Source organism: Rhizobium sp. N324 (assembly GCF_001664485.1).
Taxonomy (GTDB): Bacteria; Pseudomonadota; Alphaproteobacteria; order Rhizobiales; family Rhizobiaceae; genus Rhizobium.
This window is the reverse complement of the sequence record NZ_CP013630.1, coordinates 2570914-2596563: the sequence shown is the minus strand read 5'-3', so window position 1 is coordinate 2596563 and position 25650 is coordinate 2570914. Positions and strand designations below refer to the sequence as shown.

Sequence of the window (25650 nt, the reverse complement as noted above, 5' to 3'; positions counted from 1 at the left end):
ATCGGCCAGATAGCGAATTTCTTATTCGCCGTAAACGTCGAAGTCGAAGTACTTGTCCTGGATCTTCTTATATTCCCCGCTGGCGCGGATCGCAGCAATTGCCGTGTTCAGCTTTTCCTTGAGCGGATCGCCCTTGCGGATGGCAATGCCTGCGCCGTTGCCGTTGATTTCCTTGTCGACCGGCAGGGTCGTCAGGATCTTGCAGCAGGCGCCGGCGTCGGACTTGACCCATTCGGAGAGCACGACGACGTCGTCGATGACGGCGTCGACACGGCCGCTGGCAACGTCGAGCTTGTATTCGTCAGCTGTGGGATAGAGCTTCAGCTCGGTGTCGGCCAGATGCTTCTCGGCATAGTTGGCGTGCGTCGTAGAGGTCTGCGCGCCGATGACCTTGCCTTTGAGGCCGGCAACGTCGGTGATCTTCGAATCCTTCGGCACGGCGATGGCCGGCGGGGTGTTGTAGTACTTGTTGGAGAAGTCGACGAGCTTCAGACGCTCCGGCGTGATCGACATGGAGGAAACGATCATGTCGAACTTCTTGGCGTTGAGCGCCGGAATGATGCCGTCCCAGTCGGTGCTGACAAAGGAGCATTCGGCCTTCATCTCGGCACAGAGCGCTTTGGTGATGTCGATGTCGAAGCCCTGGATCGTGCCGCTCGCGTCGACGAATTCGAAGGGCGGATAGGTCGAATCGGTGCCGATCACATACTTCTCGCCATCGGCCATGGCCGAGCCGGCGAAAAGGGACATCGCCGCGATCGAGGCTGCCGCGAAAATACGGGTGGAGATATGCATGAGGATCCTCTCAGTTGGTAGCCGCCGCTCTTTTTCTCGTGGCTGACGGCCGCAGTTCAACGGTACCGAGACCGCCTTGCGACGATAATCAGACTTTTTTTCATGGAATTGCAACACAAATCCCATCGCAATTGGGCGGTGCAAATAACAGGCGAGATGAACGTCGGCAGACTGCAACATTCACGCGAGGTTAATCCTCGGCTTCCTAGAACCGGAACAAATCGGCGGTTCGGCAATTGCCATTTCGCCGTTTCGCCTCATTGCGACGCTAGGGGCGGAAGCAGGGCCTATCGGCCTTCAGGAAGCTCAAACAGGATCGAGGAAACCCGATGGGCATGAAATCAAGATTATTCGCAAGCGCGGCTTTTCCGCTGCTTTCCCTTTCGCTGGCGTTCCAGCCGGCATCGGCAATGGCCGCTGTGCGCGACGTCGCGACGCAGGCTCAGTCCGTGCGCCAGGTCGAGCAGGGCAGCTTCGAGGTGGCGCAGGACGCGCCTCAGGATGCGCCTTCCGAGGAGGAGTTGCTGAAGAAGAAGCGCAAGCAGAAGGAAGAGGCTCCAGCCGAGCAGGCGCCGGCCGCCGAGAAGCCGAAGGAGGCACCCGGCGAAAAACCGAAGGCCGAGCGGAAGGAGGCGCCCGCGCCCGAACCCAAGGCCGAACCGGAGCCGCCGAAGGCCGAAGCCGCGCCGAAAGAGCAGCCTGCGCCGAAGGCGGAAAGCAAGCCCGAGCGAAAATCCAAGCAGGAAGCCCAGCCCGAGGCAAAGCCGGAAGCCGCGCCGCAGCAGGAGCAGCCTGTAACACAGGAAAAGCCGAGGAAGCCGAAGAAGCAGGCCGAGCCGGAGGCTCAGCCGCAGCCCGAACAGCAGCCGGCAGCAAAGGAAGCGCAGCCGGAGACGGAACAGGCGCAGCCGGAAGCCAAGCCGGAAGGCGGCAAGCGGGCCAAAGGTCAGGACAAGGCCCAGGGCAAAGATAAAGGCAAGGGCAAAGCTGAGACCGCCGCTCCCGAGGCCTTGACGCCGGCCGAGGAGCAGGCCAAACCCGAAGTCAAGCCGGAGGCAAAACCCGCCGCCGAGGCGCCGGCTGAGAAGAAGCCGGCAAAGGGTGAAGCCGCAGCACCTGCGGAGAAGCCGACCGAAGGCAAATCGACTGACGGCAAGGTGACCGAAGCGCCCGAAGATAAGGCAGCGGCACCGGAGGCCGCACCCGCTGAAAAGCCGCAGGACGGCACCGCGGCAAAGCCTGCCGGCGAACAGCCCGCCGGCGGCAAGTCGGCCGCGCCAGCGACCGACACCGCCCAGCCGCTGCCGGACGCCAGCGGCGGCCAGCAGGTGGAACAGGCCATTCCGGCGCCGGAAAAGGTTTCGCCGGAAGAGCTGGAGCGCCGCAAGAAGGTCGCCGCAGACCCGGCCAAGAGCAATGAGACCGTCGTGCTGCCAGTCGAGAACGGTGCAGCCGTGCTCGACAGCGATAAGGATGCCGACCGCAGCAAGGGCCGGGAAGGCCGCCGCGATCGCGACAGGCAGCGCGCCGACAGCCAGGAGGTGAAGGTGCCGACCTCGGATGCCGATGCGCAGGCTGCTACCGCCGGCAAGGCGCCGACGATCAAGCTCGAGGCGGTAACCAGCGAGAAGGGCCGGAAGCTCGGCGAGCGGCCGCAATTCGTCCGTCCCGACGGCGCCCGCTTCGACGACCGCAGCGACGACGGTCGTGTGATTATCCAGTACGACAATCGGGTGATCGTGCGCGGCGACGATGACAGGCGGTTCCTGCGTGACGGCGAGCGACCCAGCTACGAGGAACTCTCGGGCGATCGCTACCGTGAGACGATCACGCGGCCGGAGGGCTATCGCATCGTCACGATCCGCAATCGCTACGGTGACATCATCCAGCGGTCGCGTGTCGATGCCCGCGGGCGCGAGCATGTGCTCTATTACTCACAGGATCTCTACGACGATCCGGACCGCGACTATTTCGAGGATCCGGGCGCCGACCTGCCGCCGATGCGGCTGCGCGTACCGCTCAGCGATTATATCATCGATACCCGCAGCGATCCGAACCGGGACTATTACGAGTTCCTGAGCGAGCCGCCGGTGGAGCCGGTCGAGCGTGTCTATTCGCTTGACGAGGTGAAGTATTCGGCTCGTATCCGCGACAAGGTGCGCCGCATCGACCTCGACACCATCACCTTCGCAACCGGCAGCGCCGATATCCCGATGACGCAGGCGCGTACGCTGCGCAAGGTCGCCGACGCGATCAACCAGGTGCTCGAGAAGGATCCGAGCGAGACCTTCCTGATCGAAGGTCATACCGATGCCGTGGGCTCCGACCAGAGTAACCTGGTCCTCTCCGACCAGCGGGCGGAATCGGTCGCCAACGTGCTCTCCGACGTCTACGGCATCGCACCGGAGAACCTGGCGACGCAGGGCTATGGCGAGCAATACCTGAAGGTCAACACATCGGGCCCAGAGCAGGAAAACCGCCGCGTCACCATTCGCCGCGTGACGGCGCTGGTCCGCCCGGTTGCTGCCAACAAGTGATGAACAGGCGCCCCTCTCCAGGAATGGGGAGGGGCGCCTTTCGCTTTCGACTTGTCCACTTCTCCGCATCGGGAGAAGAGGCCCGCAGGGTCGGGACCGCAAGGCGCGCCATTCATGATTTGCCTGTCGCGTGCCTCAGCGCATTCGCGGCGCTACTCCCCGGCTTGCCTCGCCGCCTTTTCGATAATGTCGGCGACTTTTTCCGGGTGAGAGGCGAAGACGGCGTGGCTGGCCTTGATCTCGGTCACTTCACTGCCGGCGCGCTTTGCCATGTCACGCTCCAGTTCGGGATTAATGGAACGATCCTCGGTGGCGACGATCGACCAGCTCGGCTTTGTCCGCCACGCCGCCTGGCCAATCTTGGCAGAAAAAGCCTGCTTGGCGGCGAAGACCTGCGACCTTGCCATGAAATCCGCGTCGGCTTGCGGAAGGTCGGCTGCGAAATCGGCGGCGAAGGCGCCCGGATCGAGATAGAGATACTTGCCGTCCTTCGTTTCCTTGATATCCATGCTGCCGGCCGGCTTGGAGCTCGCGAGGCTCAGCAGGCTTTCGCCCTTGTCGGGCTGGAAGGCCGCGACATAGACGAGGCCTGCGACATTGGGGTCATTGCCGGCTTCGGTAATGACCATGCCGCCATAGCTGTGGCCGACGAGCAGGCTCGGTCCGTCCTGGAGGTCGAGAACGCGCTTCGTTGCCGCCACATCATCGTCGAGCGACGTAATGGGCTCCTGGACGATGGTGACGTTGAAGCCGCGCTTCTCGAGAATCTCCGTCGCCTTGCGCCATCCCGAGCCGTCGGCGAGCGCGCCGTGGACGATGACGATGTTCTTCACCGCGGCAGCCTCTGCTGCGAAGGCGATGGCGGTGGTGGCGAAGGCAAGGGCTGCGGTGAAAAGAAAACGTCTGTTCATGAGGGATTACTCCTTTGGTCGTCGTTGAGGATCGGAATTGATCGGTCTGCGGCTCAGCCGAAGGTGAAGGCGTAGGCCCGCACCCCGGGATCGAGGAAGTGGATCTCGAAATTGCGGGCTCCGACCGTGCCGGACTGGCGGACGAGCTGATAAAGCCTGGTCGCCGTGACCGTGCCTTTGCCATCGGCATCGATGTCGGAGCCGTGGTCCGGCCCGGGCATCTTGCCGTCGACCGTCACCTGGAAGCGGATCGGCTTGCCGTCGCCGCCGGGCCCGAGAACAAGATGCAGGTCGCGGGCGCTGAAGCGATAGGTGATGCCGCCGCCGGCCTGGTCAAGCGTCGCCTGATCCTTGCCGACAGTCCAGGTTCCCGACAGGCCCCAGCCGTTGAGGTCGGGTTCGGCGATCGAATAGTTCTGCGGGGCGTCGGCCTGCAGCCCCTCGGGCGAGGCGAAATTCGCCGCCTGTTCGTAGCCGAGATAGGTTTCGCCGGAGCGGATATTGCCGAGGTCCGGACCTGCTTCCACGCCCCTGGCATTGGGCGCGACCGGCGCACTTGACGTCATCTGGCTGCCGGCCTCGCGCAGCAGGTCCTGAATGGCTTTTTCGGTCCTGCCGTAATTGCCTTCGCCGAAATGGTGGTAGCGGATCTGCCCCTTGGCGTCGATCAGATAGCCGGCAGGCCAGTAGCTGTTTTCGAAGGCGCGCCAGATTTTGTAATCATTGTCGATCGCAACGGGATAGCCGATCTGGAAATCACTGAGCGCCTTCTTGACGTTGTCGATCTTCTTTTCGAAGGCGAATTCCGGCGCGTGGACGCCGATCACCACGAGGCCCTGATCCGCGTATTTTTCCGCCCAGGCCCTGACATAGGGGATCGTGCGAATGCAGTTGATGCAAGAATAGGTCCAGAAGTCGACGAGCACCACTTTGCCCCGCAACTGCTCCGTGGTCAGAGGCTTGGAGTTCAGCCATTCGATGGCGCCGTCGAGCGACGGTGCATAACCTTCGACCGGCAGATCGCTGAGGAATGGTTTCTTCGCGTCGGCGATCACTACGTCTTTGCCGGCGACCTCGGCGGCTGCGCCGGTGGCGGGCTTGGTATGCAGCCGGTCGAGCACTGCCTGTTCCAGCGAGGCGGTGCTGGCATAGGAAAGCCGCGACAGCAGGCTGGTGTCGAGGCCGAGCGCGATGACGGCGACGCCCGCGATGACCGCAGCACCGAGACCTTGGCGAATCCGGTCACCGAGGCCTAGGGAACGCTTCATGGCGGCGAATATCCTGCCGCCGACAAGCAGGGCGACGGCAAGCGACGTTGCGGCACCGGCGGCATAGGCGGCGAGCAGGAACGTCGTCTGCAGATTGGCGCCCTGCAGGGCGGCGCCGGTCAGGACGAGGCCGAGGATCGGCCCGGCGCAAGGCGCCCAGAGCAGGCCGGTGGCGACGCCGAGGATGAGGGCGCTCTTGACCGTCGGCGCGGCGCGTCCACTGCCGTTGGCGTTCAGAAGATTGTTGCCGAGATCGACGATCGGCCGGGCAAGGGTGCTTGCAAAGCGCGGCGACAGAAGGCTGGCGCCGAAGAGCGCCAGCAGGACGATCGCGGCGAGGCGGCCATATTCATTGGCGCGGATGGCCCATCTGCCGCCGACCGCGGCAAGGGTGGCGACAAGGGCGAAGGTGGCGGCCATGCCGGCCAGCATCGGCAGGGTGCTGCGAACAAATGGCTGTCCGGCACGGGCGAAGACGAAGGGGAGGATGGGCAGGATGCACGGGCTGAGGATCGTCAGCGCGCCTCCGAGGTAGGCAATGATCAGCAGTGTCATCATCGTTTTCCTTTGAAACCGATTGATCGGGCTCTGGACGGCGATGGGCCTGAACCAGCAACGACGGGGATATGGCCGGGTCGACGTATCCCGGATGTGTCCGGTTTCGCGGGAAAATGTACCGAAGTTTGCAGATGGGCGATCGCGATACAGAGCGACACAAACGGGGTCGCACCGCGCGATTGTATCAAAATGTATCCCGGCGGCCGGAAGCTACATCAGCATTCAATAATGGTCGCTCATGACATATCGCTGATACAAGTGGAACGTCTTTTGAGGACGTGATCCATTCGACAGGAGAGACCGATGTCAGAGCAAATCAACCATCACCGCCGCCGCTTCTTCGGCATGACGGCAATCGCCCTTGCTGCCGTCGAATTCGGCGTGGCCGGCACAGCCGTCGCCCAGTCGGCGCTGCCGGCCGTGAAGGCCGGAACCAATACGTCTTTTGAAGCGCTGAAGCAGGCGAAGGCGGGCGTGCTCGATATTGGTTATGCCGAGGCCGGCAGCGCGGATGGTCCCGTTGTTCTGCTGCTGCATGGCTGGCCCTACGATATTTATAGTTTCGTCGATGTTGCGCCGCTGCTGGCCTCGGCAGGCTATAGAGTGATCGTGCCCTATCTACGTGGTTACGGCACGACCCGTTTCCTGGACGACCAGACACCGCGCAACGGTCAGCCGTCGGCGCTCGCCGCCGATATGATCGCGCTGCTCGATGCGCTCGATATCGAGAAGGCGGTCATTGCCGGTTATGACTGGGGCGGGCGGACGGCCAACATTATGGCGGCATTGTGGCCGGAGCGCTGCAAGGCGATGGTCTCGGTGAGCGGCTACCTGATCGGCAGCCAGGAGGCCAACCTCAAGCCGCTGCCGCCCAAGGCGGAACTGGCCTGGTGGTATCAGTTCTATTTTGCAACCGAACGTGGGCGGCTCGGTTACGAGAGCAATACGCATGATTTCGCAAAGCTCATCTGGCAGACGGCTTCGCCGAAGTGGAATTTCGACGATGCGACTTTCGACAGGTCGGCCGCCGCCTTCGACAATCCCGACCATGTCGCGATCGTCATTCACAATTATCGCTGGCGCCTCGGGCTTGTCGAAGGCGAGGCCAAATACGATGCCTATGAAAAGACGCTTGCCGGATTGCCGATGATCTCGGTGCCGACGATCACCATGGAGGGGGATGCAAACGGTGCGCCGCATCCGGAGCCCTCCGCCTATGCCGGAAAGTTCTCCGGCCGATACGAGCATCGCACGATCGGCGGCGGCATCGGGCATAACCTGCCGCAAGAGGCACCGCAGGCTTTTGCGCAGGCGGTCATCGACGTCGACCGCTTCTGATCGCAGGCGCGGGGCCGCATTGCTCCGTCCGGCGGAATATGCGTAGGTCGCGTCAGCGCCTCCATGTCGAGGCGAAGGGCGCGACTGCTTCTATCGGTAAGGGAATACGGACATATGGATCATGTCGATAACATCCTGGTCGTCGATGACGATCGCGAAATCCGCGAGCTGGTCTCGGGCTATCTGCAGAAGAACGGGCTGAGGACCAGCGTTGCCGCGGACGGGCGGCAGATGCGCAGCTTTCTCGAAGCCAACGCCGTCGACCTGATCGTGCTCGACGTGATGATGCCCGGCGACGACGGGCTGGTGCTGTGCCGCGAATTGCGCTCCGGCCGGCACAAGGCCATCCCGATCCTGATGCTGACGGCGCGCACCGACGAGATGGACAGGATCCTCGGGCTAGAGATGGGCGCCGACGACTATCTCGCCAAACCCTTTGCCGCGCGCGAGCTGCTGGCCCGCATCAAGGCGGTGCTGCGGCGCACGCGCATGCTGCCGCCCAACCTGCAGATCAGCGAAGCGGGGCAGCTGCTGAGCTTCGGCGACTGGCGGCTCGACACGGTCGCCCGGCATCTGCTCGACAAGGAGGGGACGGCGATTGCACTCAGCGGCGCCGAGTACCGGCTGCTTCGCGTCTTCATCGATCATCCGCAGCGGGTGCTCAATCGCGATCAGCTTCTGAGCCTGACGCAGGGCCGCGACGCCGATCTCTTCGATCGTTCGATCGATCTCCTGGTCAGCCGGCTGCGCCAGCGGCTGGGCGACGATGCGCGCGAACCGACCTACATCAAGACGGTGCGCAGCGAAGGCTATGTATTTTCGGTTCCGGTCGAAATCACGGAGCTGCGTCCATGAGGGCGGCCATCCCTTCGTTGGTGGGTTCTGTATGGCCGAGGACGTTGCGGTCGCGGATCTTCCTCATCCTTCTGATCGGTCTCGCCCTTGCCTACGGGCTGTCCTTCGGCGTGCTCTACATGGAGCGCACCATGTCGGCCAAAGCTGTGATGCTCGGCACGCTGGAGAATGACGTTGCAACGTCGATCGCCGTTCTCGACCGGCTCCCGCCTGGCGAGCGCGGCGATCTTCTGGATCGGCTGAGCCGGGGCAACTACCGTTTCGTGCTCGGGACCGGACTTCCCGGGGTGCCTGACACATCAAGCAAGGGGGCGGAGATATCAGGCAAGATCGAGGAGGCGATCGGGCATCGTTTTCCGATCAGCATCGAACGGATACCAGGTGAGGTGAACCGGTTGCAGGCGCATCTGACGCTGAGCGACGGAAGCCCGCTGACGATCGACGTCACCCCGAAGGGCGTCATGCCGATCGCCGCATGGCTGCCCTATGTCTTCATCGTCCAGATGCTGCTGCTCATCCTCTGCACCTGGTTTGCGGTTCGCCAGGCGATCCGGCCGCTCGGCACGCTTGCTGCCGCCGCCGATGCCCTCGATCCCAACAAGGACGGTTCCGCCTTGAGTGAGGCCGGTCCGAGCGAGGTCGCGCATGCGGCGAGGGCATTCAACGCGATGCGGGAGAGGATCGCCCATTATCTCGAGGAGCGCGTGCAGATCCTGGCGGCCATCTCGCACGACCTGCAGACGCCGATCACCCGCATGCGGCTGCGCGCCGATATGGCGGAGGATTCGCCCGAGAAAGACAAGCTGATACATGATCTCGGCGAGATCCAGCGCCTCGTCCAGGACGGCATAGCCTATGCGCGCAGCGCCCACGGCAGCGGCGAGAATAATGCCCGCATCGATCTCGCCTCGTTCATCGACAGCATAGCCTACGACTACCAGGACACCGGCAAGGCGGTGACGGTCGTCGGGCCGGTTCAGGGCGCCGCCTCGACCAAGCCGCACGCTCTTCGCCGTATCCTGTCGAACTTCATCGACAATGCCTTGAAGTTTGCGGGTGCTGCCGAAATCAGCGTCGGGCACAACGCGGAAAACGATGTCGTCATCACCGTGATGGATCGGGGGCCTGGAATTCCTGACGAGATGCTCGAAGCCGCCATGCAGCCTTTCTTCCGGCTGGAGCAATCCCGCAACCGGGAGACCGGCGGCACCGGTCTCGGTCTTGCGATCGCCCAGCAGCTGACCGCCAAAATCGGCGGATCCCTTCGGCTCTACAATCGCCCCGGCGGCGGGCTGGCGGCGGAAATCACTCTTCGGTGACGATGGGGCCGCCGGAGAGTTTCCGGCGTTTCTTGTATGGGAAAATACCCTGGATAACGGATGCTACGTTTTGTGACATCACGGCCGATGTCGGAAACATGCCGGATACAACAGTCGGTCAAACACACTCCGTTCAAGCCGGTCGCGGCAGCAGCCATGGAGGATTTGATGCGATTGATGATCATCTGCATTCTGGGAGGGGCGGTTTTCGCCGCGCCCTGCATCTACGACGTAAGCTCGCGGGAACCTTCGCCGCTTGCCGGCCTCGTGACGGCGGCATCCACGGTTTCGTTTCAGGCCATCAGGGAGAAAGACTGTGAAACTCTATCAGAATGAAATTTCCTCGGCGACCTCAAGAGTTCGCATCGCGCTCGCCCTGAAGGGGCTGACGGCCGAGGCGCTGCCGGTCAGCATTCTCGGCGAAGAGGCCGAGAGCCGGCAGGACGGATATCGCAGCGTCAATCCGCAAGGGCTGGTGCCGGCCTTGCTTACGGATGACGGCGTTCTCATCACCCAGTCGCTGGCGATCGTCGAATATCTCGACGAGGTCCAGCCGCAACCGGCGCTGCTGCCCGACACAGCGGAGGGCCGGGCACTGGCGCGGTCGATCGCGCTGGCGATCGCAGCCGAGATCCATGCGCTGCTGCCGCCGCGGATCGGGCTGCATCTGAAAACGACCTTCCAGGCCGATGCCGATGCCATTGCCGCCTGGAGCCGCCATTGGGTCGGTGAGGGAATGGCAGCTGTGGAGACGATGATTGCCGGCCGGAGGCAGGGCGTCTTCGCCATCGGCGACCGGCCTGGCGTTGCCGATATCTTTCTCTTCCCGCAGGCGATCAGCGCCCGCCGCATGGGCTTCGATCTCGCCCGGTGGCCCAATATTGCCGAGATTGTCGGCAGGCTCGAGGCGATCCCGGCTTTCCAGGAGAACGCGCCGGCGCCGAGACGATGACGCGATGAAGAAGCGGCCGCAAACGATGGCGGCCGCTTCTTTTCTCAGCGGTTGACCCTTGCCTGCAGATGCGCGGGATAGCGATCGCCTTCCACCTTGATGCTGGCGAGCGCGCTTTCGATATTGCCGAGATCCTCAACGGTCAGTTCGACGTCGGCGGCTGCGATGTTCTCGTCAAGCCGATGCAGCTTGGTGGTGCCGGGGATCGGCACGATCCAGCGCTTCTGCGCCAGCAGCCAAGCGAGCGCCACCTGGGCAGAGGTGACCTTCTTGTGCGCGGCGATCTCTGCGAGGAGATCGACGAGCACCTGGTTGGCCTTTCGCGCGTCTGCCGAAAACCGCGGCACGATGTTGCGGAAGTCCTTGCTGTCGAAGGTTGTGGTTTCGCTGATCGCGCCGGTGAGGAAGCCCTTGCCGAGCGGACTGAACGGCACGAAGCCGATGCCGAGCTCTTCCAGCACCGGAAGGATCTCCTGCTCGGGCTCGCGCCACCAGAGCGAATATTCGCTCTGCAGCGCCGTCACCGGCTGGACGGCATGGGCGCGGCGGATCGTCTGGGCGCCGGCTTCGGAGAGGCCGAAATGCCGGACCTTGCCTTCCGCAATCAACGCCTTGACCGTGCCGGCGACGTCTTCGATCGGAACATCCGGATCGACGCGATGCTGGTAGAACAGATCGATGACATCGGTCTTCAAGCGCTTCAGCGCCTGGTCTGCAACCGCGCGGATCTGCTCCGGGCGGCTGTTCATGCCGCTCTGGCCGCCATTGGCGTCGAAGTTGAAGCCGAATTTCGTGGCGATCACCACCTCGCTGCGGAAGGGAGCGAGCGCCTCTCCCAAAAGCTCTTCGTTCTTATAGGGTCCATAGGCCTCGGCGGTGTCGAAGAAGGTCACGCCGCGTTCGAATGCCCGCCGGAGCAACGCGATCGCCTCCGGTATGCCGGTTGCCGGGCCGTAACCATAGCTCAGCCCCATGCAGCCGAGACCGATGGCCGAGACTTGAAGTCCGCTCTTTCCGAGTTCACGCTTCTGCATAGACGTTTCCTTTCTAGCCTTGATATTGTCTGTCGGTGACATGCTCCAACCAGTCGACGACCTTGCCGTCGAGCTGTTCCTGGATGGCGATATGGGTCATCGCCGTCGTCGGCGACGCGCCGTGCCAATGGCGTTCACCGGGTGCGAAGCAGACGACGTCTCCGGCGCGGATCTCCTCGACAGGCCCGCCGTCGCGCTGCACGCGGCCGCAGCCCGAGGTGACGATCAGCGTCTGGCCGAGCGGGTGGGTGTGCCAGGCGGTTCGGGCGCCGGGCTCGAAGGTGACGCTCGCGCCGGCCGCGCGTGCGGGGCTCGTCACTGCAAACAGCGGATCGACGCGCACGCTGCCGGTAAACCAGTCGGACGGTCCCTTGGCCGAAGGCTGTGAACCGCTTCGCTTGATGTCCATCTCGTCTTCCTTTCCTGTTGTTGGGGTGCGGTTTCCGCCGGGGCAGACAGTCCGCTTCGGCGGACATGTCGCTTGGGCGGACAGGTCCGCCGGGGGCAGACATGTCTGCCTGGGATGAGAAGCTATTTAGCGCGTGGGCCCGGTCGTGATTAGGTGGTATAAACGGCAAGAACTCATGAGGAAATTTCATAAATGTCGCGTCCCGCCGTCAACGACCTGATCGCCTTTCTTGCCGTTGCGCGCGCGCAGAGCTTCACCAAGGCGGCGGGCAAGCTGGGGGTTTCGCAATCGGCGCTCAGCCACACCATCCGCGGGCTGGAGGAAAGGCTTGGACTGCGCTTGCTGACACGGACAACGCGCAGCGTCTCGCCGACGGAGGCCGGGGAACGGCTGCTTCTTACCATAGGCCCGCGCATCGACGAGATCGAGACCGAGCTTGCGGCCTTGAGCGCGTTCCGGGAGAAGCCGGCCGGCACCGTCCGCATCAATGCCGGCGAGCATGCGGCCGATGCCGTACTCTGGCCGGCCTTGGAAAAGCTCCTGGCTGATTATCCCGATATCAATGTCGAAATCATCGTCGACTACGGCCTGACCGACATCGTCGCCGAGCGCTACGATGCGGGGGTGCGGCTTGGAGAACAGGTGGCGAAGGACATGATCGCGGTGCGCATCGGCCCGGACATGCGCATGGCCGTGGTCGGCGCTCCCGACTATTTCCACACCAGGGCGAAGCCGCTGACGCCGCAGGAACTGACCGACCACAATTGCATCAATCTGCGCCTGCCGACCTATGGCAGCGTCTATGCCTGGGAGTTCGAGAAGGACGGGCGTGAACTCAGGGTTCGCGTCGAAGGACAATTGGTCTTCAACAATATAGCGCTGCGGTTAAGCGCGGTGCTGGCAGGCCTGGGGCTTGCCTACATGCCGGAGGACGTGGTCGCGGCGCATCTGGCCGACGGGCGGCTGGTGCGCGTGCTCGAGGACTGGTGCCTGCCGTTTCCCGGCTATCATCTCTATTATCCGAGCCGCCGGCACACGTCGCCGGCCTTTGCCGTCGTCGTCGATGCGCTTCGTTATCGAGGATAGACGCCGGCAGTTTCGAACGGCGCGGACGGGCGCGCATCCGAGCCGCAGGCGTTCGATCGATCGGCTTTTACCGGAAGCAAAATCACGCCTACCGGCGATTTGACATTCCATCGCTCGCCGCTAATTCCCATTAAAACTGAGGAAACAATGCATGAATACTGCGGCACCTGCCACGAAAGCCCGGACCGGAGTGTCCGGTTTGGACACAATTCTGGCGGGCGGCCTTTCCACTGGCCACGTGTTTCTCCTGGAGGGAAATCCCGGAGCGGGCAAGACGACCATCGCATTGCAGTTTCTGATCGAAGGGGCGCGGCTCGGAGAGCAGGGGCTCTACATCACCCTTTCGGAAACCGAGAGCGAGCTTAGGGCCGGTGCCTCATCGCACGGCATGGTGGTCGACGGCAATATCGAAGTCTTCGAGCTCGTGCCGCCGGAAAGCCTGCTGGATGCCGACCAGCAACAGAGCCTGCTTTATTCGTCGGATCTTGAACTCGGTGAGTCGACACAAGAAATCTTCGCAGCCTTCGAGCGGGTCAAGCCGAGCCGGGTGGTTCTCGACAGCCTTTCCGAAATAAGGCTGCTCGCACAGAGCTCGCTGCGCTACCGCCGGCAGATTCTTGCGCTCAAACATTATTTTGCGCGCCAAGGGGCGACCGTCCTTCTCCTCGACGATCTGACCTCCGACACGCTTGACAAAACAGTGCACAGCGTCGTGCACGGGGTCATTCATCTCGACGAGCTGGCGCCGAATTACGGCGCCGAGCGGCGACGCCTGCGGGTGACGAAATATCGTGGGCAGGCGTTCCGCGGCGGCTATCACGATTTCACCATCCAGACCGGCGGTGTCGTCGTGTTTCCGCGTCTCGTCGCCGCCGAACACAGGTCGAATTATGCTCGCAATCAGCTTTCCAGCGGTATTGCCCGGCTGGACCTGCTTCTCGGCGGCGGGCTCGAACGAGGGTCGAGTACATTGATCCTGGGTCCGGCCGGTACCGGCAAGAGTACTTTCTCGTTTCAATTTCTGATGGCGGCCATCGCACGCGGCGAACGGGCGGCTGCCTTCATCTTCGACGAGGAGCTTGGTTTGCTCTTCACGCGCCTGAAAGCGCTCGGCATGGATCTTGAGGCCCTGAGGGATCAGGGTCTGCTGCATATCGAGCAACTCGATGCCGCGGAACTGTCACCGGGTGAGTTCGCCCATCGGGTCTGTGCTTCCGTTGACAGATCGGGAGCGAAGACCGTCGTCATCGACAGCATCAACGGCTACCAGGCCTCGATGCCGGACGAGAATTCGCTGATATTGCATATGCACGAGCTGCTGCAGTATCTGAACAGGCAGGGCGCCAACACCTTCCTCACCGTTGCCCAGCATGGACTGGTCGGCGACATGAAGGCACCTGTTGATGTGACCTATCTCGCCGACACCGTCATCCTGCTGCGATATTTCGAGGCGGTCGGGCGCGTGCGGCGGGCGGTCTCCATCATCAAGAAAAGGACCGGCCACCACGAGGACACCATCCGGGAATATCGGATCGACGCTGGCGGCCTGACATTCGGAGATCCCATCGTCGGTTTCCAGGGCGTGCTTCGTGGTGTTCCGGAGTTCGTCGCAGCGACCGCTCCGCTTTTGCCCACTGACAGCGAGGACGGCGGCAATTCCTAATCTCCAAGACCCGAAGGCGCTGATCTACGCACCGGCCGGACGCGACGCCCAGGTCGCGGCATCGTTGACCGATGAGGCCGGACTAGCCTCGATAGCTGTTGCCGACCTCACTGTTTTCGCATCATCCCTCGACGACGAAGTCGCGGTTGGCATTTTGACGGAAGAGGCCGTCCGCGGGTGTGACCTGACACCGATTGCTGCATGGGTTGCCGCTCAGCCAAGCTGGTCCGATCTGCCGTTCATCGTCCTCACCCAGCGTGGCGGCGGACCTGACCGAAATCCTGCCGCCGCCAGGCTTTCCGAGCTCCTCGGCAACGTGACTTTTCTGGAGAGGCCGTTCCATGCCACGTCCTTCATCAGCGTTGCGCGGACCGCACTGAAGGGGCGGCTTCGCCAGTATGAAGCGCGCGCCCGGCTGGAAGCTTTGGGAGAGGGAGAGCGGCGGCTGCAGACAGCGCTCGCCGCCGGTCGTCTCGGGGCGTGGGAGCTGGAGCTGTCCTCGATGGTCTTGTCGGCTTCGGCGACCTGTAAGGCAGTCTTCGGCCGAGGGCCGGATGATGAGGTGACGCGTGACGATCTGATCGCAAGCATCCATCCCGACGATCGCGACTTTGTGCTGGCGCGCCTGCGCCAGACAATCGATACCGGCCGCGACTATTCGTTGGAGCACAGGACGCTCTGGCCTGATGGATCACTGCATTGGACCGAGGTTCATGCCCAGCTTTATGCCGACAGATACGGTTCCGCCAGGAAGCTCGTCGGCGTCTGCTCCGATACCACCGCCCGCAAGACCATCGAGGAAAATCTGAGACGGCTCAATGAAACCCTCGAAGAACGCGTCAGGGAGCGGACCAGGGAGGTCAATGCCGCCCACCAGACCCTGCTTGAAGAGGTCGCACAGCGTGAAAGAGCCGAAGAGCAGCTTCGCCAATCCCAAAAAATGGAAGCGATCGGTCAACTCACGGGCGGCGTCGCCCACGACTTCAACAATCTGCTGATGGTCGTTCTCGGAAATCTGGAGCTGCTCGGCAAACACGTGGCCGGAGACGCCAAGGCGACGCGTCTCGTCGACGGGGCGCTTCAGGGCGCGCGCCGCGGGGCGGCGCTGACGCAACGGCTCCTGGCTTTTGCCAGACAGCAGGATTTGCAGGTCAAGCCCGTCGATCTGGCCGAGCTGGTTTCCGGCATGAACGACCTGCTGCGGCGCTCGGTCGGCACTTCGGTCAGCATCGAAACCACCCTGCCGGCAAGATTGCCGCCGGCACTGGTTGATGCGAACCAGCTCGAATTGGCGCTGCTCAACCTTGCCGTCAATGCCCGCGATGCGATGCCGGATGGGGGCGCCGTGTCCATTTCGCTGCGCGAGGAAGAGGTCGTCTGTGGTAACGACCATCTCGGCGAGGGAGCCTATCTTGTCCTAGCGGTGACCGACGGCGGCACCGGCATGGACGCGGAGACGCTGAAGAAGGCCGTCGATCCGTTTTTCTCGACCAAGGAACTCGGAAAGGGCACGGGCCTGGGATTGTCGATGATCCACGGTCTTGCCGTTCAGCTCAATGGCGCACTTATTCTGAAAAGTCAGCTTGGGGTGGGAACGACCGCGGAATTGTGGCTTCCGGCGACCGAACGGTGGCCCGAGCGGCGCGCCGAGCCCGAACTGCCCGCTTCGCCGGCCGCATCCAGGCTGAAGATCCTGCTGGTCGACGACGACGCCTTGATCGCCATGAGCTCGGTCGACATGCTCGAAGATCTCGGCCATGAGGTCGTCGAGGCAAATTCCGGCGCGCAGGCGCTGGAGCTGATCAGGAGCGGTCAGCAGTTCGATCTTGTGATCACCGACTATTCGATGCCCGGTATGACCGGCGCACAGCTCGCCGCGGCGGCGCGGGACATTCATCCGGCGCTGCCGATCGTGCTGGCGACAGGTTATGCCGATCTTCCCGCCGGCACCGATATCGATCTTCCGAGGTTGGGAAAACCTTATGATCAGGCCCAGCTCGCCAAGGAAATCGCCAGGGCGGTGGCCGGCGAGACTTCTCAAGTGCTCGGATCGGGCCGCGCGCGGGGTTCAGGGCTGCTGTTCAAGGCCGACGATCGCTGCGATGAAATCGGCGATGGCGCTTGTGTCGTCTAGATCAAAGACGGGCAGGGCCGTATCCGCAACGGCATGATCGGCGGCGATGGCGCGGATATGAGGGTCGCTCGGCGCCAGCGGCTGGCGATTGGCGGCCTCCAGGCGGCGGGCCTCGATCTTCGGGATCGATTCGCGCTTGTAGCCTTCGATCAGCACGAGATCGCAGGGGGCGAGACGGGCGAGAATTTCCTCGAATTCGGGTTCGGGGGCGCCGCGCAGCTCGTGCATGATGGCGTAGCGCGTGCCGGAGACAATGGTGACCTCGTGGGCGCCGGCCTGGCGGTGGCGATAACTGTCGGCGCCGACCTTGTCGATGTCGAAATCATGATGGGCGTGCTTGATCGTCGAGATCGTGTAGCCGCGGCGGGTGAACTCGGTCACCAGCCGGACGGCGAGGCCGGTCTTGCCAGAGTTTTTCCAGCCGGCGATGCCGAAGATTTTCGGGGCGGTCATGCGCGAAGGGCCTCCAGCCAGCGTTGCGCCTCGACGAGATCATCGGGCGTGTTGATGTTGAAGAAGGGATCGAGCAGGCTGGCGCGGGTCGGATGCAGCGGAAACGCGACTTCCGTTACGTCATGCCGTAACAGGAAGTCACGCACGCGGCGCTTTTCGTCGGCGGCGATCCAGGTTTCGAGATCGGCGGCGAGCGTCACCGGCCAGAGACCGAAGACGGGATGGCTGCGGCCCTCGGAGGCGGCGATGGCGATCTGCGACGGGCGTTCGAGCGCTGCCGCCAGCCGGGCGACGAGATCGGCCGGAAAGAACGGGCAATCCACGGAGACGGTGACGACATGGGTGACCGCGGGCAGGCCGGCGGCATAGACCATGGCCGCATGAATGCCGGCCAATGGCCCGGCCTTGCCGGGGAAACGGTCGGGAACGACGGGAACATCCTCAGTGGCGGTATCGGCATTGACGGCAACGGGAACGACCTGCTGCGAGAGGCGGGTCAGCACATGGCGGAGCAGGCTTTCGGTCCCGAGCATCACGTCCGCCTTGTCGCGGCCCATGCGCTGCGAGCGGCCGCCGGCCAGCACCACGCCTGCTATATCGGATCTGTCGAGCGAGAATTCAGTCATCATCCTGCCTCAAACCGGTGAGCGCGGCGCGGATTCCTGCGCGATCGGCGATACGCGGCGCTTGGCCTCACGATAGAACGTATAGAGGCCGGAAGCGATGACGATCGCAGCGCCGAGCAGCATCAGGCTGTCGGGCACTTCGGCGAAGAAGAAGAAGCCGAGCAGGGAGGAAAAGATCAGGCTGGTATAACGGAATGGCGCGACGAAGGAGATTTCGCCGGTACGCATGGCGAGGATGACCGACTGATAGCCGACGAGCACCAGCACCGAGGCGAGCAGGAGATGCCCGAGCGACGTCGCGCTGACCGGCTGCCAGCCGCCGAGCACCGGGATGAGCAAAGCCCCGAAGAAGGAGATAGAGACGGCGGTGATGACGGTGATCATCAGCGAGGGAATCTCCGGATCGATCGAGCGGGTGGCGAGATCGCGGCCGGCCGTCGTCAGCACCGCGCCGACGCAGAGCAGGGCGGCTGGTGTAAACCCCTCCGGTCCGGGGCGGATGATGATCATCACGCCGACGAGGCCGACCAAGATCGCCGACCAGCGCCGCCAGCCGACCGGCTCGCGGAAGAAGAGTGCAGCACCGAAGGTGACGACCAGCGGCAGCGACTGCAGGATCGCCGAGGCGTTGGCAATCGGCATCACGCCGAGCGCGGTGATATAGGTGACGGCGGAGAGCATCTCGCAGACGATGCGGAGAATGATGATCGGCTTAAGCACCAGGCGCCAGGAGCGCAGCGCGCCCATTTTCCTGGCGATCAGATAGACGAGCAGGCTGGTGAAGAGGCCGCGCAGGAACATGATCTCGCCGGCGTTCATATAGGCAATCACAGATTTGGAGAGAGCATCACTCGCGGAAAAGCCGGCCATCGCCATGCTCATATAGATGGCGCCCTGAGTGTTGCGTGACCGCGGCATGAAGAGATTCCCTTTACCTGTGCGCCCCTTCTTAGTCGGGAAGAACCATGAAGGGAATCGGATGAATGTCACACCCGGGATAAATCGATGATGCGGCGCACAATGGTGCTGACGCTGCGGCAGGTGCATGTTTAAAAACCGCGGCAAGTGAACGTTTTACAATGCGAATTCCGGTATTTCCGATGCGTCGATCGAGGTTTCCGTCCTCGTTTGGCGATGGAGCTGATTGCCGGCCGAAATCATCGATCGCCGCCGGTTTTCGTTCGTCCGCGCGGGAATCGGGTGGCTGTCTTGCCTGATGTTTGCGATCCCTGATGCCTCGACAACAGAGGAGAAACGGACATGACACTTCTGAACGACAAGGTCGCGATCATCACCGGCGCAAGCTCCGGCATCGGCCGCGCGGCGGCCAAGCTGTTTGCACGGGAGGGTGCTAAGCTCGTGGTCACCGGACGGCGACAGGAGGCGCTCAATGCCGTCGTCGCCGAAATCGAAGCGGAGGGCGGGCAGGCTGTCGCCATATCGGGCGATGTCCGGGACGAGGCGCTGCAGGCAAGGCTCACCGATACGGCGGTTTCGCGGTTCGGCAAGCTCGATATCGCCTTCAACAATGCCGGCAGCGTCGGCGAAATGGGCCCGGTGGCGGAACTGTCGCCGGAGGGTTGGCGCGAAACGATCGAGACCAACCTCACCGCCGCCTTTCTCGGCGCCAAACACCAGTCGGCGGCGATGGGAAAAGGCGGCGGGTCGCTGATTTTCACCTCGACCTTCGTCGGCCACACCGCCGGCATGCCCGGGATGGCCGCCTATGCGGCTGGTAAGGCGGGGCTGATCGGCTTCGTTCAGGTGCTCGCGACCGAACTCGGCCGGCAGAACATCCGTGTCAACGCGCTGCTGCCCGGCGGCACCGATACGCCGGCTGCGATCACCAACGCACCCGATGCGACGCCGGAACTGCTCGCCTTCGTCGAGGGGCTGCATGCGCTGAAGCGCATGGCCCGGCCGGAAGAGATCGCCAATGCGGCGCTGTTCCTGGCGTCGGATATGGCGAGCTTCGTGACGGGGACGGCAATGCTGGCGGATGGCGGGGTTTCGATCAGCCGGACGTAGGCTGGGCGAGGGTGGGATCGGCGTGTTGCAGGTCGAGCCACCCGCCCTCGTCCTTCGAGGCTCCGGCCTGCGGCCTGCACACCTCAGGATGAGGGCTGATTGTGGTGCTGTTTGGCTTGATTGATCTTGTGGCGAGTGGCTGGAGGCCACCCTGTGTGCCACGCAGAGTGGGATCTGGCTTGCCGCTTCGCTCTCCGGTGAACCACAAGCAGCGCCCTCTCTCCGACCTCATCCTGAGAGCCTGTGAATGTTTGGTAGCGGAGGCGATTGGATTGTGATTCTGTTGGGTCGTTGATTTGCTTGGGGGATGATGGTGGGCGACGACCTGTTCGAAGGATTGCCGGTGCATGGAGCGCGGCGAAGTGCTCAGGTGGGACGCGGAGCGGCGCGCATGCGTGAGCCGGTGCGCGATCAGATCGAGTTGCGTGCCGTCGATATCGACAGCTTGATCGGCCAGGATCATGCGGTGCGGGTCATTTGGAACTATGTCGAGGGACTGGATCTGAGCACGCTCGAAGATCGGATCAAGGCGCGTGAGCACCGGCCAGGCCATCCACCGATTTCGCCACGGCTTTTGCTGGCGCTGTGGCTCTATGCCAGCAGCGACGGCGTCGGCAGCGCGCGGGCGCTGGAACGGCAGTGCGGGAGCCACGACGTCTATCGCTGGCTGTGCGGCGGTGTCTCGGTGAACTATCACACACTGTCGGATTTTCGGGTTGGTTGCGCCGATTTGCTCGACCGGCTGCTTGCCGAGCATCTGGCGGCGCTTGCCGGTGCCGGCCTCGTCACTCTCGATTGTCTGGCGCAGGATGGCGTGCGGGTCCGGGCAAGCGCGGGTGCGGCCTCGTTCGGCCGCAAAGCGACGCTTGATCGGCATCTTTCCATTGCCGAGGCGGTTGTGGATCAGCTCAAGCACGAGGTCGATGCGCGTTCGGATGCCAGCACTCGGCGCATCGAGGCGGCCAGGGAGCGGGCGGCGCGCGAGCGCGGCGAGCGGCTCAGAGCAGCCCAGGTCGCTCTTGACGAGATCGAGCGCCATCGCCAGGCGCGCGAAGAAAAGCGCGGCAATGGCAAAAAGCCGAAGGAGCCGCGCGCCTCCAGCACGGATGCACAGGCGCGGGTGATGAAGATGGCCGACGGCGGCTTCCGCCCGGGTTATAATGTGCAGGTTGCGAGCACGGCCGGTGAGCAGTTCGTGGTCGGGCTCGAGGTGACCAATGCCGGCTCCGATCGCGGCCTCATGCGGCCGATGCTGGAGCGGTTGCGCGCGCTAAGCGGCCATCTGCCGCGGCGCTATCTCGCCGATGGCGGCTTTGGCAGCGCTGAAGATATCGAGTGGGCGCACGGCGAAGGGGTTGAGGTCTTTTGTCCGCCCACTCAGTCCAAGCACGGAACCGATCCCTTCTTGCCGCGCCGCGGCGACGGTCCGGGTGTGTCGGCCTGGCGGGCCCGCATGGCAAGCGAGGCGGGCAAGGCTCAGTACAAACCCCGATCGATCTGCGAATGCGTCCATGCCCGCTGGCGCAACTGGAATCTGCGACAATTGACGGTGCGCGGCATCGAAAAGGTCCAGGCCGTCGTGCTCTGCTACGCACTCACCAACAATATCTTGCAAGGCCATCGGCTTGCCAAGGGCTGAGCCACTGTCACCACCCAGACACCAACACGCGACCATCCGAACGCAGCGCGCAATCGCCTGACGCTCGACTGCATCGGCCAGCCAAGATCGGCCAAAAACGCGCCGGATTCAAAAGCTTCACAAGCTCTGAGGTGCCCCGCAGGGGCCTCGAAGGACGGGGTCGGCCACTGCCCTGGTGCCTGCTTCTCTTGCCCTTTGCTTTCGCTCAGCGCATTCGCGGCTTTGCCGCTCACCCCCTCATCTGCCTGCCGGCATCGACCGGGGTCGAGCCGTCGGTCTCGACCCGTCCTTCGGACCCCCGCTGGGGAGAAGGGGAATCGTGGTGGCGTCTCACTCCTCTTGAGACCTTTGGTGCAGGGATGTTGATCGTGCAGCTTGCCCCCCTTCTCCCAGCGGGGAGAAGATGCCCTTCAGGGCAGATGAGGGGTGAGGAGCGGCAGCGACGAACGCCTTGAGCGGCAAGCGAAAGGCATATGGCTGCGAAATTATTTCACATTTAGCTTCAGTGCCGTCCCGCCGAAAGCCTCCATCCCACCTACGACATAATCAACCCGCCATCGACATTGATCGTCTGGCCGGTGATGTAGGCGGCGTCGTCGCTGGCGAGGAAGGTGACCAGGCCGGCAACGTCCTCGCCGGAGCCGGCGCGTTTCATCGGGATGCCTTCGACCCATTCCTTCATCAGTTCGCCGGGGGCGTAGTTGCCCAGCAGCTTGCCCCAGGCCTCGTCGTTATAGGCCCACATGTCGGTCTCGATGATGCCGGGGCAGAAGGCGTTTACGGTGATGTTTTCGGTCGCGACTTCCTTGGCCAGGCTCTGGGTGACGCCGACCACGCCCATTTTCGAGGCGGCGTAGTGCGGCGTGAAAATGAAGCCGTCGCGGGCCTGGCCAGAGGCGGTGTTGATGATGCGGCCGCCCCGCTTGTGTTTGCGCATGCGCGATATCGCCTCCTGGGCGCAGAGGAAGACGCCCTTGGTGTTGACGGCCATGACCTTGTCCCACTCGTTCTCGGTGAGGTCCTCGACGCGGGCGATGGTGATGACGCCGGCATTCTGGATCGAGACGTCGACAGAGCCGAATTCCGTCTCGGCCGCATCGTAGAGGGCGATGACGCTTGTTTTGTCGGTCACGTCGCCGATGAAGGAGATCGCCTTGCCGCCTTCGGCCCGGATCTGCTCGGCAACGCCGTGGACCAGATCCTCGTTGGCCGAAACGACGAGATTGGCGCCTTCGCGGGCAAAACGCCTGGCGATGGCAGCGCCGATGCCGCGGCTGCCTCCGGTAATGACGACAGTCTTTTGCTCAAAGCGTTTCATGCTCTTTCCTTTCGGGTATCCGTCGAGGGCCGCAAATCCGCTCAACGGATTCGCGCGGTCTTGAGCGCCAGTGACGGCGTCGGCCTCAGCTCGTTCTATCGGCGGGAAGGGCGGGCAGGCGGCGATATCGCGCCGTCGTGCCCGTTGGTCCCTTCAGCGCCTCGATCTCAGCCAGGGAGGAAGCGAGATCGGTTCATGTTCCAGTTGCCGGCAACGAGCTTTGTAATCCGCATCACCAGCAGCAGAAACCACCGTCGACGAGAAGATCGACGCCGGTGACGAAACTTGCCGCATTCGACAGCAGGAACACCGCCGGACCGACCATCTCGTCGACCGCTGCCATGCGCTGCATCGGCGTCTGCTCCTCGAAAAGCTTGGTCTGATGAACCATCTCCGGACGGGTGTTCATCGGCGTTGCCGTGTAGCCGGGGGAGATGGTGTTGACGCGAATGCCGCGGCCGACCCATTCCATCGCCATAGACTTCGACATATGGATGACGCCCGCCTTGGAGGCGTTGTAATGCGCCTGGCTCAGGCCCCGGTTGACGATCACGCCGGACATGGAAGCGATGTTGACGATGGAGCCGCGTCCATTCTTCAGCATGGCGCGGGCCTCGGCCTGGCAGGAAAGAAAGATGCCCTTCAGGTTGATATCCATCAACGTCTGGTATTGATCCTCTTCCATCTCTTCGGCGGCGTTCGCGTTGGCGATGCCTGCGGCGTTGACGGCAAGGGTCAAGGCGCCGAGATCGGCTTCGGTCCGTGCGACTGCTTCTCCGAGGGAAGACTTGCTCGTGACGTCAGCCGCGATCTCGATCGCGCGGCGGCCGGCGGCGCGAATATGTTCAGCCGTATTGGCCAGTCCGTCGTCGGTTCGACGGTCGAGCAGCGCCACGTCGGCGCCGCATTGCGCAAGGCCGATGGCAATGCGCTGCCCAATGCCGCTCCCGGCGCCGGTCACGATGGCAACCTGGCCGCTGAGATCGAAAAGCTTCGGGGCGTTCAGAGTGATGTCGGGCACCGCTCTTCCTTTCTTTGTCTGTTTAGATGGTGGCCAGCTCCATGACCGAAACGTCATTTGCCTGGTCACGATTGAGGATGCCCGCCTGCTTGCCTTGCGCAAGCACGAGGATGCGATTGGAGACCCCGAGAACTTCCTCGAGGTCCGAGCTTACGACGATGACCGCGACGCCCTGTTTGGCGAGATTGACGATGATATCGTAGATGCCGGCGCGGGCGCCGACGTCGATGCCTCTCGTCGGTTCGTCCAGCACGACGACCTTGGGATCGCGCATCAGCCACTTGGCGATGACGACTTTCTGCTGGTTGCCGCCGGAAAGGTCCGAGGCATATTGCTCGGCACGGCCCTTGACGCCGAACTTGGCAACTGCCTTTTCCGCAAACGAGCGCTTGACCCGCGGCGTAATCCAGCCACCGCCGAGTTTGTCCAAATTGGCGTAGATGACGTTTTCGCTGATCCGGTGCCCGACGATCAGACCCTGCTCCTTGCGGTCTTCCGGAACCATCACGATGCCCTTGGCGATCGCGTCCGCCGGATCGCGCAGCCTGAGTTCCTCGCCTTCCAGCTTGATCGAACCTGCACTGATCGGATCGGCGCCCGAAATCGCCCGCACCAGTTCGGTGCGGCCGGCGCCGACCAATCCGGCAATGCCCAGAATTTCTCCGGCCCGCACCTCGAAGGTCACGTCGCGGAACGAATTATCCGGCGAACTCAGCCCGGACACCTCAAGGACCGGACGGTCTGTCGGCACCGGCAGAGTCGGGAACAGGCGGTCAAGCGGGCGCCCGACCATGCTCTCGACAATCGTTCGCACCGGGGTGGCGCTGTCTGAGAATTCCTGCACCCGCTCCCCGTCGCGAAGAACGACGATCCGGTCGGTTATCTGCTTGATCTCTTCCATACGGTGGGAAATGTAAACGATGCCGACACCCTCCGACCGGAGCTTACGAACCTGTTCGAACAGCGCTTCGGTCTCCGCGCCGCCGAGGGCGGCTGTCGGTTCATCGAGGATCAGCAGCTTGGCGTTGAGAGCCAGCGCCTTGGCGATCTCGATCAGTTGTTGATTTGCGGTGGAAAGGCCGGCGACCGTCCGCGTGGCGGGTATGTGAAGGTTCAAACGCGCGAGCTGGTCCTGCGCCCGGCGAACCATCTGGGCACGGTCGACGACGCCGTTCTTCATCGGCCAGCGTCCGATGAAGACGTTTTCCGCGATCGACAGCTGCGGCAGAAGCTGCAGTTCCTGATGGATCAGCACAACGCCCTTGTCGATCGCTTCCCGGGGGGTGGCCGGGGCATAAGGCTGCCCCAGCCATGTCATCGATCCTTCGGACGGTGTGCGTGACCCGGCGATGATGCCCGACAGGGTCGACTTGCCCGCTCCGTTTTCACCGAGCAGAGCAACCACTTCGCCCGGATAGACGTCCAGGCTGACATTCTTCAGAACCTGGAGCGGCCCATACCACTTGGATATGCCCTTCAGGGAAAGAACCGGGTCAGTCATGGCACACCTCCTCAAGACCTCGACTTCATTGGAGCGCCGTGCGTCCTTTCGGACGGACAAAGGACGCTCTAACACTTTCAATCCTCGCATCGTGCTTTCCGAAAATCCTTCCCGACTTTCGGCGCGATGCGCTAAAGCGCGTCGCGTCAAACTTGATTCATGCGACGCGCTTTAGCTCTTTGTTTTTACGCATGTCGTTGCCGCA

Annotated in this window: 22 protein-coding genes; 11 read left to right on the top strand and 11 right to left on the bottom strand. The window is 63.1% G+C overall.

Annotated elements, in window-relative coordinates; genetic code table 11:
- Positions 1-21: 21 nt before the first annotated feature.
- Positions 22-795, bottom strand: a complete 774-nt coding sequence (locus tag AMK05_RS12480) for a transporter substrate-binding domain-containing protein (protein ID WP_064838806.1) — start codon at positions 793-795, stop codon at positions 22-24.
- Between the two features lie 329 nt (positions 796-1124).
- Between AMK05_RS12480 and AMK05_RS12475 the strand changes: the two genes are divergently transcribed.
- Positions 1125-3332 (top strand): OmpA family protein, encoded by a 2208-nt coding sequence (locus AMK05_RS12475; RefSeq protein WP_064838803.1) that lies wholly within the window; start codon positions 1125-1127, stop codon positions 3330-3332.
- Positions 3333-3484: 152 nt separating this feature from the next.
- Here the strand turns inward: AMK05_RS12475 and AMK05_RS12470 are convergent, their stop codons facing one another.
- A complete protein-coding gene (locus AMK05_RS12470; RefSeq protein WP_064838801.1) occupies positions 3485-4243 on the bottom strand; it encodes an alpha/beta fold hydrolase in 759 nt (252 codons plus the stop codon).
- A 53-nt stretch (positions 4244-4296) separates the two neighbouring features.
- A complete protein-coding gene (locus AMK05_RS12465; protein WP_064838799.1) occupies positions 4297-6066 on the bottom strand; it encodes a cytochrome c biogenesis protein DipZ in 1770 nt (589 codons plus the stop codon).
- Between the two features lie 306 nt (positions 6067-6372).
- On the opposite strand from AMK05_RS12465, the gene AMK05_RS12460 reads away from it, so the two are divergent.
- From AMK05_RS12460 to maiA, 5 genes are all read left to right on the top strand, one after another.
- Positions 6373-7407 (top strand): alpha/beta fold hydrolase, encoded by a 1035-nt coding sequence (locus AMK05_RS12460; protein ID WP_064838797.1) that lies wholly within the window; start codon positions 6373-6375, stop codon positions 7405-7407.
- Between the two features lie 114 nt (positions 7408-7521).
- Positions 7522-8262: a response regulator gene (locus AMK05_RS12455; protein WP_064838795.1), complete on the top strand. Its 741-nt coding sequence runs from the start codon at positions 7522-7524 to the stop codon at positions 8260-8262.
- A complete protein-coding gene (locus AMK05_RS12450; RefSeq protein WP_064838793.1) occupies positions 8259-9581 on the top strand; it encodes an ATP-binding protein in 1323 nt (440 codons plus the stop codon). Before AMK05_RS12455 ends, AMK05_RS12450 begins: the two co-directional genes overlap by 4 nt.
- A gap of 60 nt (positions 9582-9641) precedes the next feature.
- Positions 9642-9917 carry a hypothetical protein gene (locus AMK05_RS12445; protein WP_145924763.1) on the top strand — a complete coding sequence of 92 codons (276 nt, stop codon included), beginning with the start codon at positions 9642-9644 and terminating at the stop codon, positions 9915-9917.
- Positions 9898-10533, top strand: coding sequence for a maleylacetoacetate isomerase (maiA, locus tag AMK05_RS12440; RefSeq protein WP_064838789.1), 636 nt, complete (start codon positions 9898-9900; stop codon positions 10531-10533). Before AMK05_RS12445 ends, maiA begins: the two co-directional genes overlap by 20 nt.
- Before the next feature lie 44 nt (positions 10534-10577).
- Here the strand turns inward: maiA and AMK05_RS12435 are convergent, their stop codons facing one another.
- Entirely contained in the window at positions 10578-11567 is a 990-nt protein-coding gene (locus tag AMK05_RS12435) for an aldo/keto reductase (protein ID WP_064838787.1), read from the bottom strand.
- 13 nt (positions 11568-11580) lie between these two features.
- Positions 11581-11976 (bottom strand): (R)-mandelonitrile lyase, encoded by a 396-nt coding sequence (locus tag AMK05_RS12430; protein WP_064838785.1) that lies wholly within the window; start codon positions 11974-11976, stop codon positions 11581-11583.
- A gap of 192 nt (positions 11977-12168) precedes the next feature.
- Here AMK05_RS12430 and AMK05_RS12425 point away from each other — a divergent pair, with 192 nt between their 5' ends.
- The 3 genes from AMK05_RS12425 to AMK05_RS12415 all read left to right on the top strand — a co-directional run bounded on the left by AMK05_RS12425 (position 12169) and on the right by AMK05_RS12415 (position 16859).
- Positions 12169-13062 (top strand): LysR family transcriptional regulator, encoded by an 894-nt coding sequence (locus AMK05_RS12425; RefSeq protein WP_064838783.1) that lies wholly within the window; start codon positions 12169-12171, stop codon positions 13060-13062.
- Positions 13063-13213: 151 nt separating this feature from the next.
- On the top strand, positions 13214-14725 hold the full coding sequence (locus AMK05_RS12420; protein WP_064838780.1) for an ATPase domain-containing protein: 1512 nt from the start codon (positions 13214-13216) through the stop codon (positions 14723-14725).
- Entirely contained in the window at positions 14697-16859 is a 2163-nt protein-coding gene (locus AMK05_RS12415; RefSeq protein WP_082935715.1) for a hybrid sensor histidine kinase/response regulator, read from the top strand. The genes AMK05_RS12420 and AMK05_RS12415 overlap by 29 nt, the downstream gene beginning before the upstream one ends.
- Here the strand turns inward: AMK05_RS12415 and mobB are convergent.
- The 3 genes from mobB to AMK05_RS12400 are packed head-to-tail and all read right to left on the bottom strand — an operon-like array spanning position 16794 to position 18856.
- Positions 16794-17312, bottom strand: coding sequence for a molybdopterin-guanine dinucleotide biosynthesis protein B (gene mobB / locus AMK05_RS12410; protein ID WP_064838776.1), 519 nt, complete (start codon positions 17310-17312; stop codon positions 16794-16796). The genes AMK05_RS12415 and mobB overlap by 66 nt on opposite strands.
- On the bottom strand, positions 17309-17938 hold the full coding sequence (gene mobA / locus AMK05_RS12405; RefSeq protein WP_064841349.1) for a molybdenum cofactor guanylyltransferase MobA: 630 nt from the start codon (positions 17936-17938) through the stop codon (positions 17309-17311). The genes mobB and mobA overlap by 4 nt, the downstream gene beginning before the upstream one ends.
- Before the next feature lie 9 nt (positions 17939-17947).
- Positions 17948-18856: a DMT family transporter gene (locus tag AMK05_RS12400; RefSeq protein ID WP_064838774.1), complete on the bottom strand. Its 909-nt coding sequence runs from the start codon at positions 18854-18856 to the stop codon at positions 17948-17950.
- Between the two features lie 342 nt (positions 18857-19198).
- On the opposite strand from AMK05_RS12400, the gene AMK05_RS12395 reads away from it, so the two are divergent.
- Positions 19199-19966: an SDR family oxidoreductase gene (locus tag AMK05_RS12395; RefSeq protein WP_064838772.1), complete on the top strand. Its 768-nt coding sequence runs from the start codon at positions 19199-19201 to the stop codon at positions 19964-19966.
- A 307-nt stretch (positions 19967-20273) separates the two neighbouring features.
- Entirely contained in the window at positions 20274-21605 is a 1332-nt protein-coding gene (locus AMK05_RS12390; RefSeq protein WP_082935607.1) for an IS1182 family transposase, read from the top strand.
- Positions 21606-22140: 535 nt separating this feature from the next.
- Here the strand turns inward: AMK05_RS12390 and AMK05_RS12385 are convergent.
- From AMK05_RS12385 to AMK05_RS12375, 3 genes are all read right to left on the bottom strand, one after another.
- Entirely contained in the window at positions 22141-22923 is a 783-nt protein-coding gene (locus AMK05_RS12385; protein WP_064838769.1) for a glucose 1-dehydrogenase, read from the bottom strand.
- Between the two features lie 232 nt (positions 22924-23155).
- Positions 23156-23944 carry an SDR family oxidoreductase gene (locus AMK05_RS12380; RefSeq protein WP_064838766.1) on the bottom strand — a complete coding sequence of 263 codons (789 nt, stop codon included), beginning with the start codon at positions 23942-23944 and terminating at the stop codon, positions 23156-23158.
- Between the two features lie 22 nt (positions 23945-23966).
- A complete protein-coding gene (locus AMK05_RS12375) occupies positions 23967-25445 on the bottom strand; it encodes a sugar ABC transporter ATP-binding protein (RefSeq protein WP_064838764.1) in 1479 nt (492 codons plus the stop codon).
- Between the last annotated feature and the right edge of the window lie 205 nt (positions 25446-25650).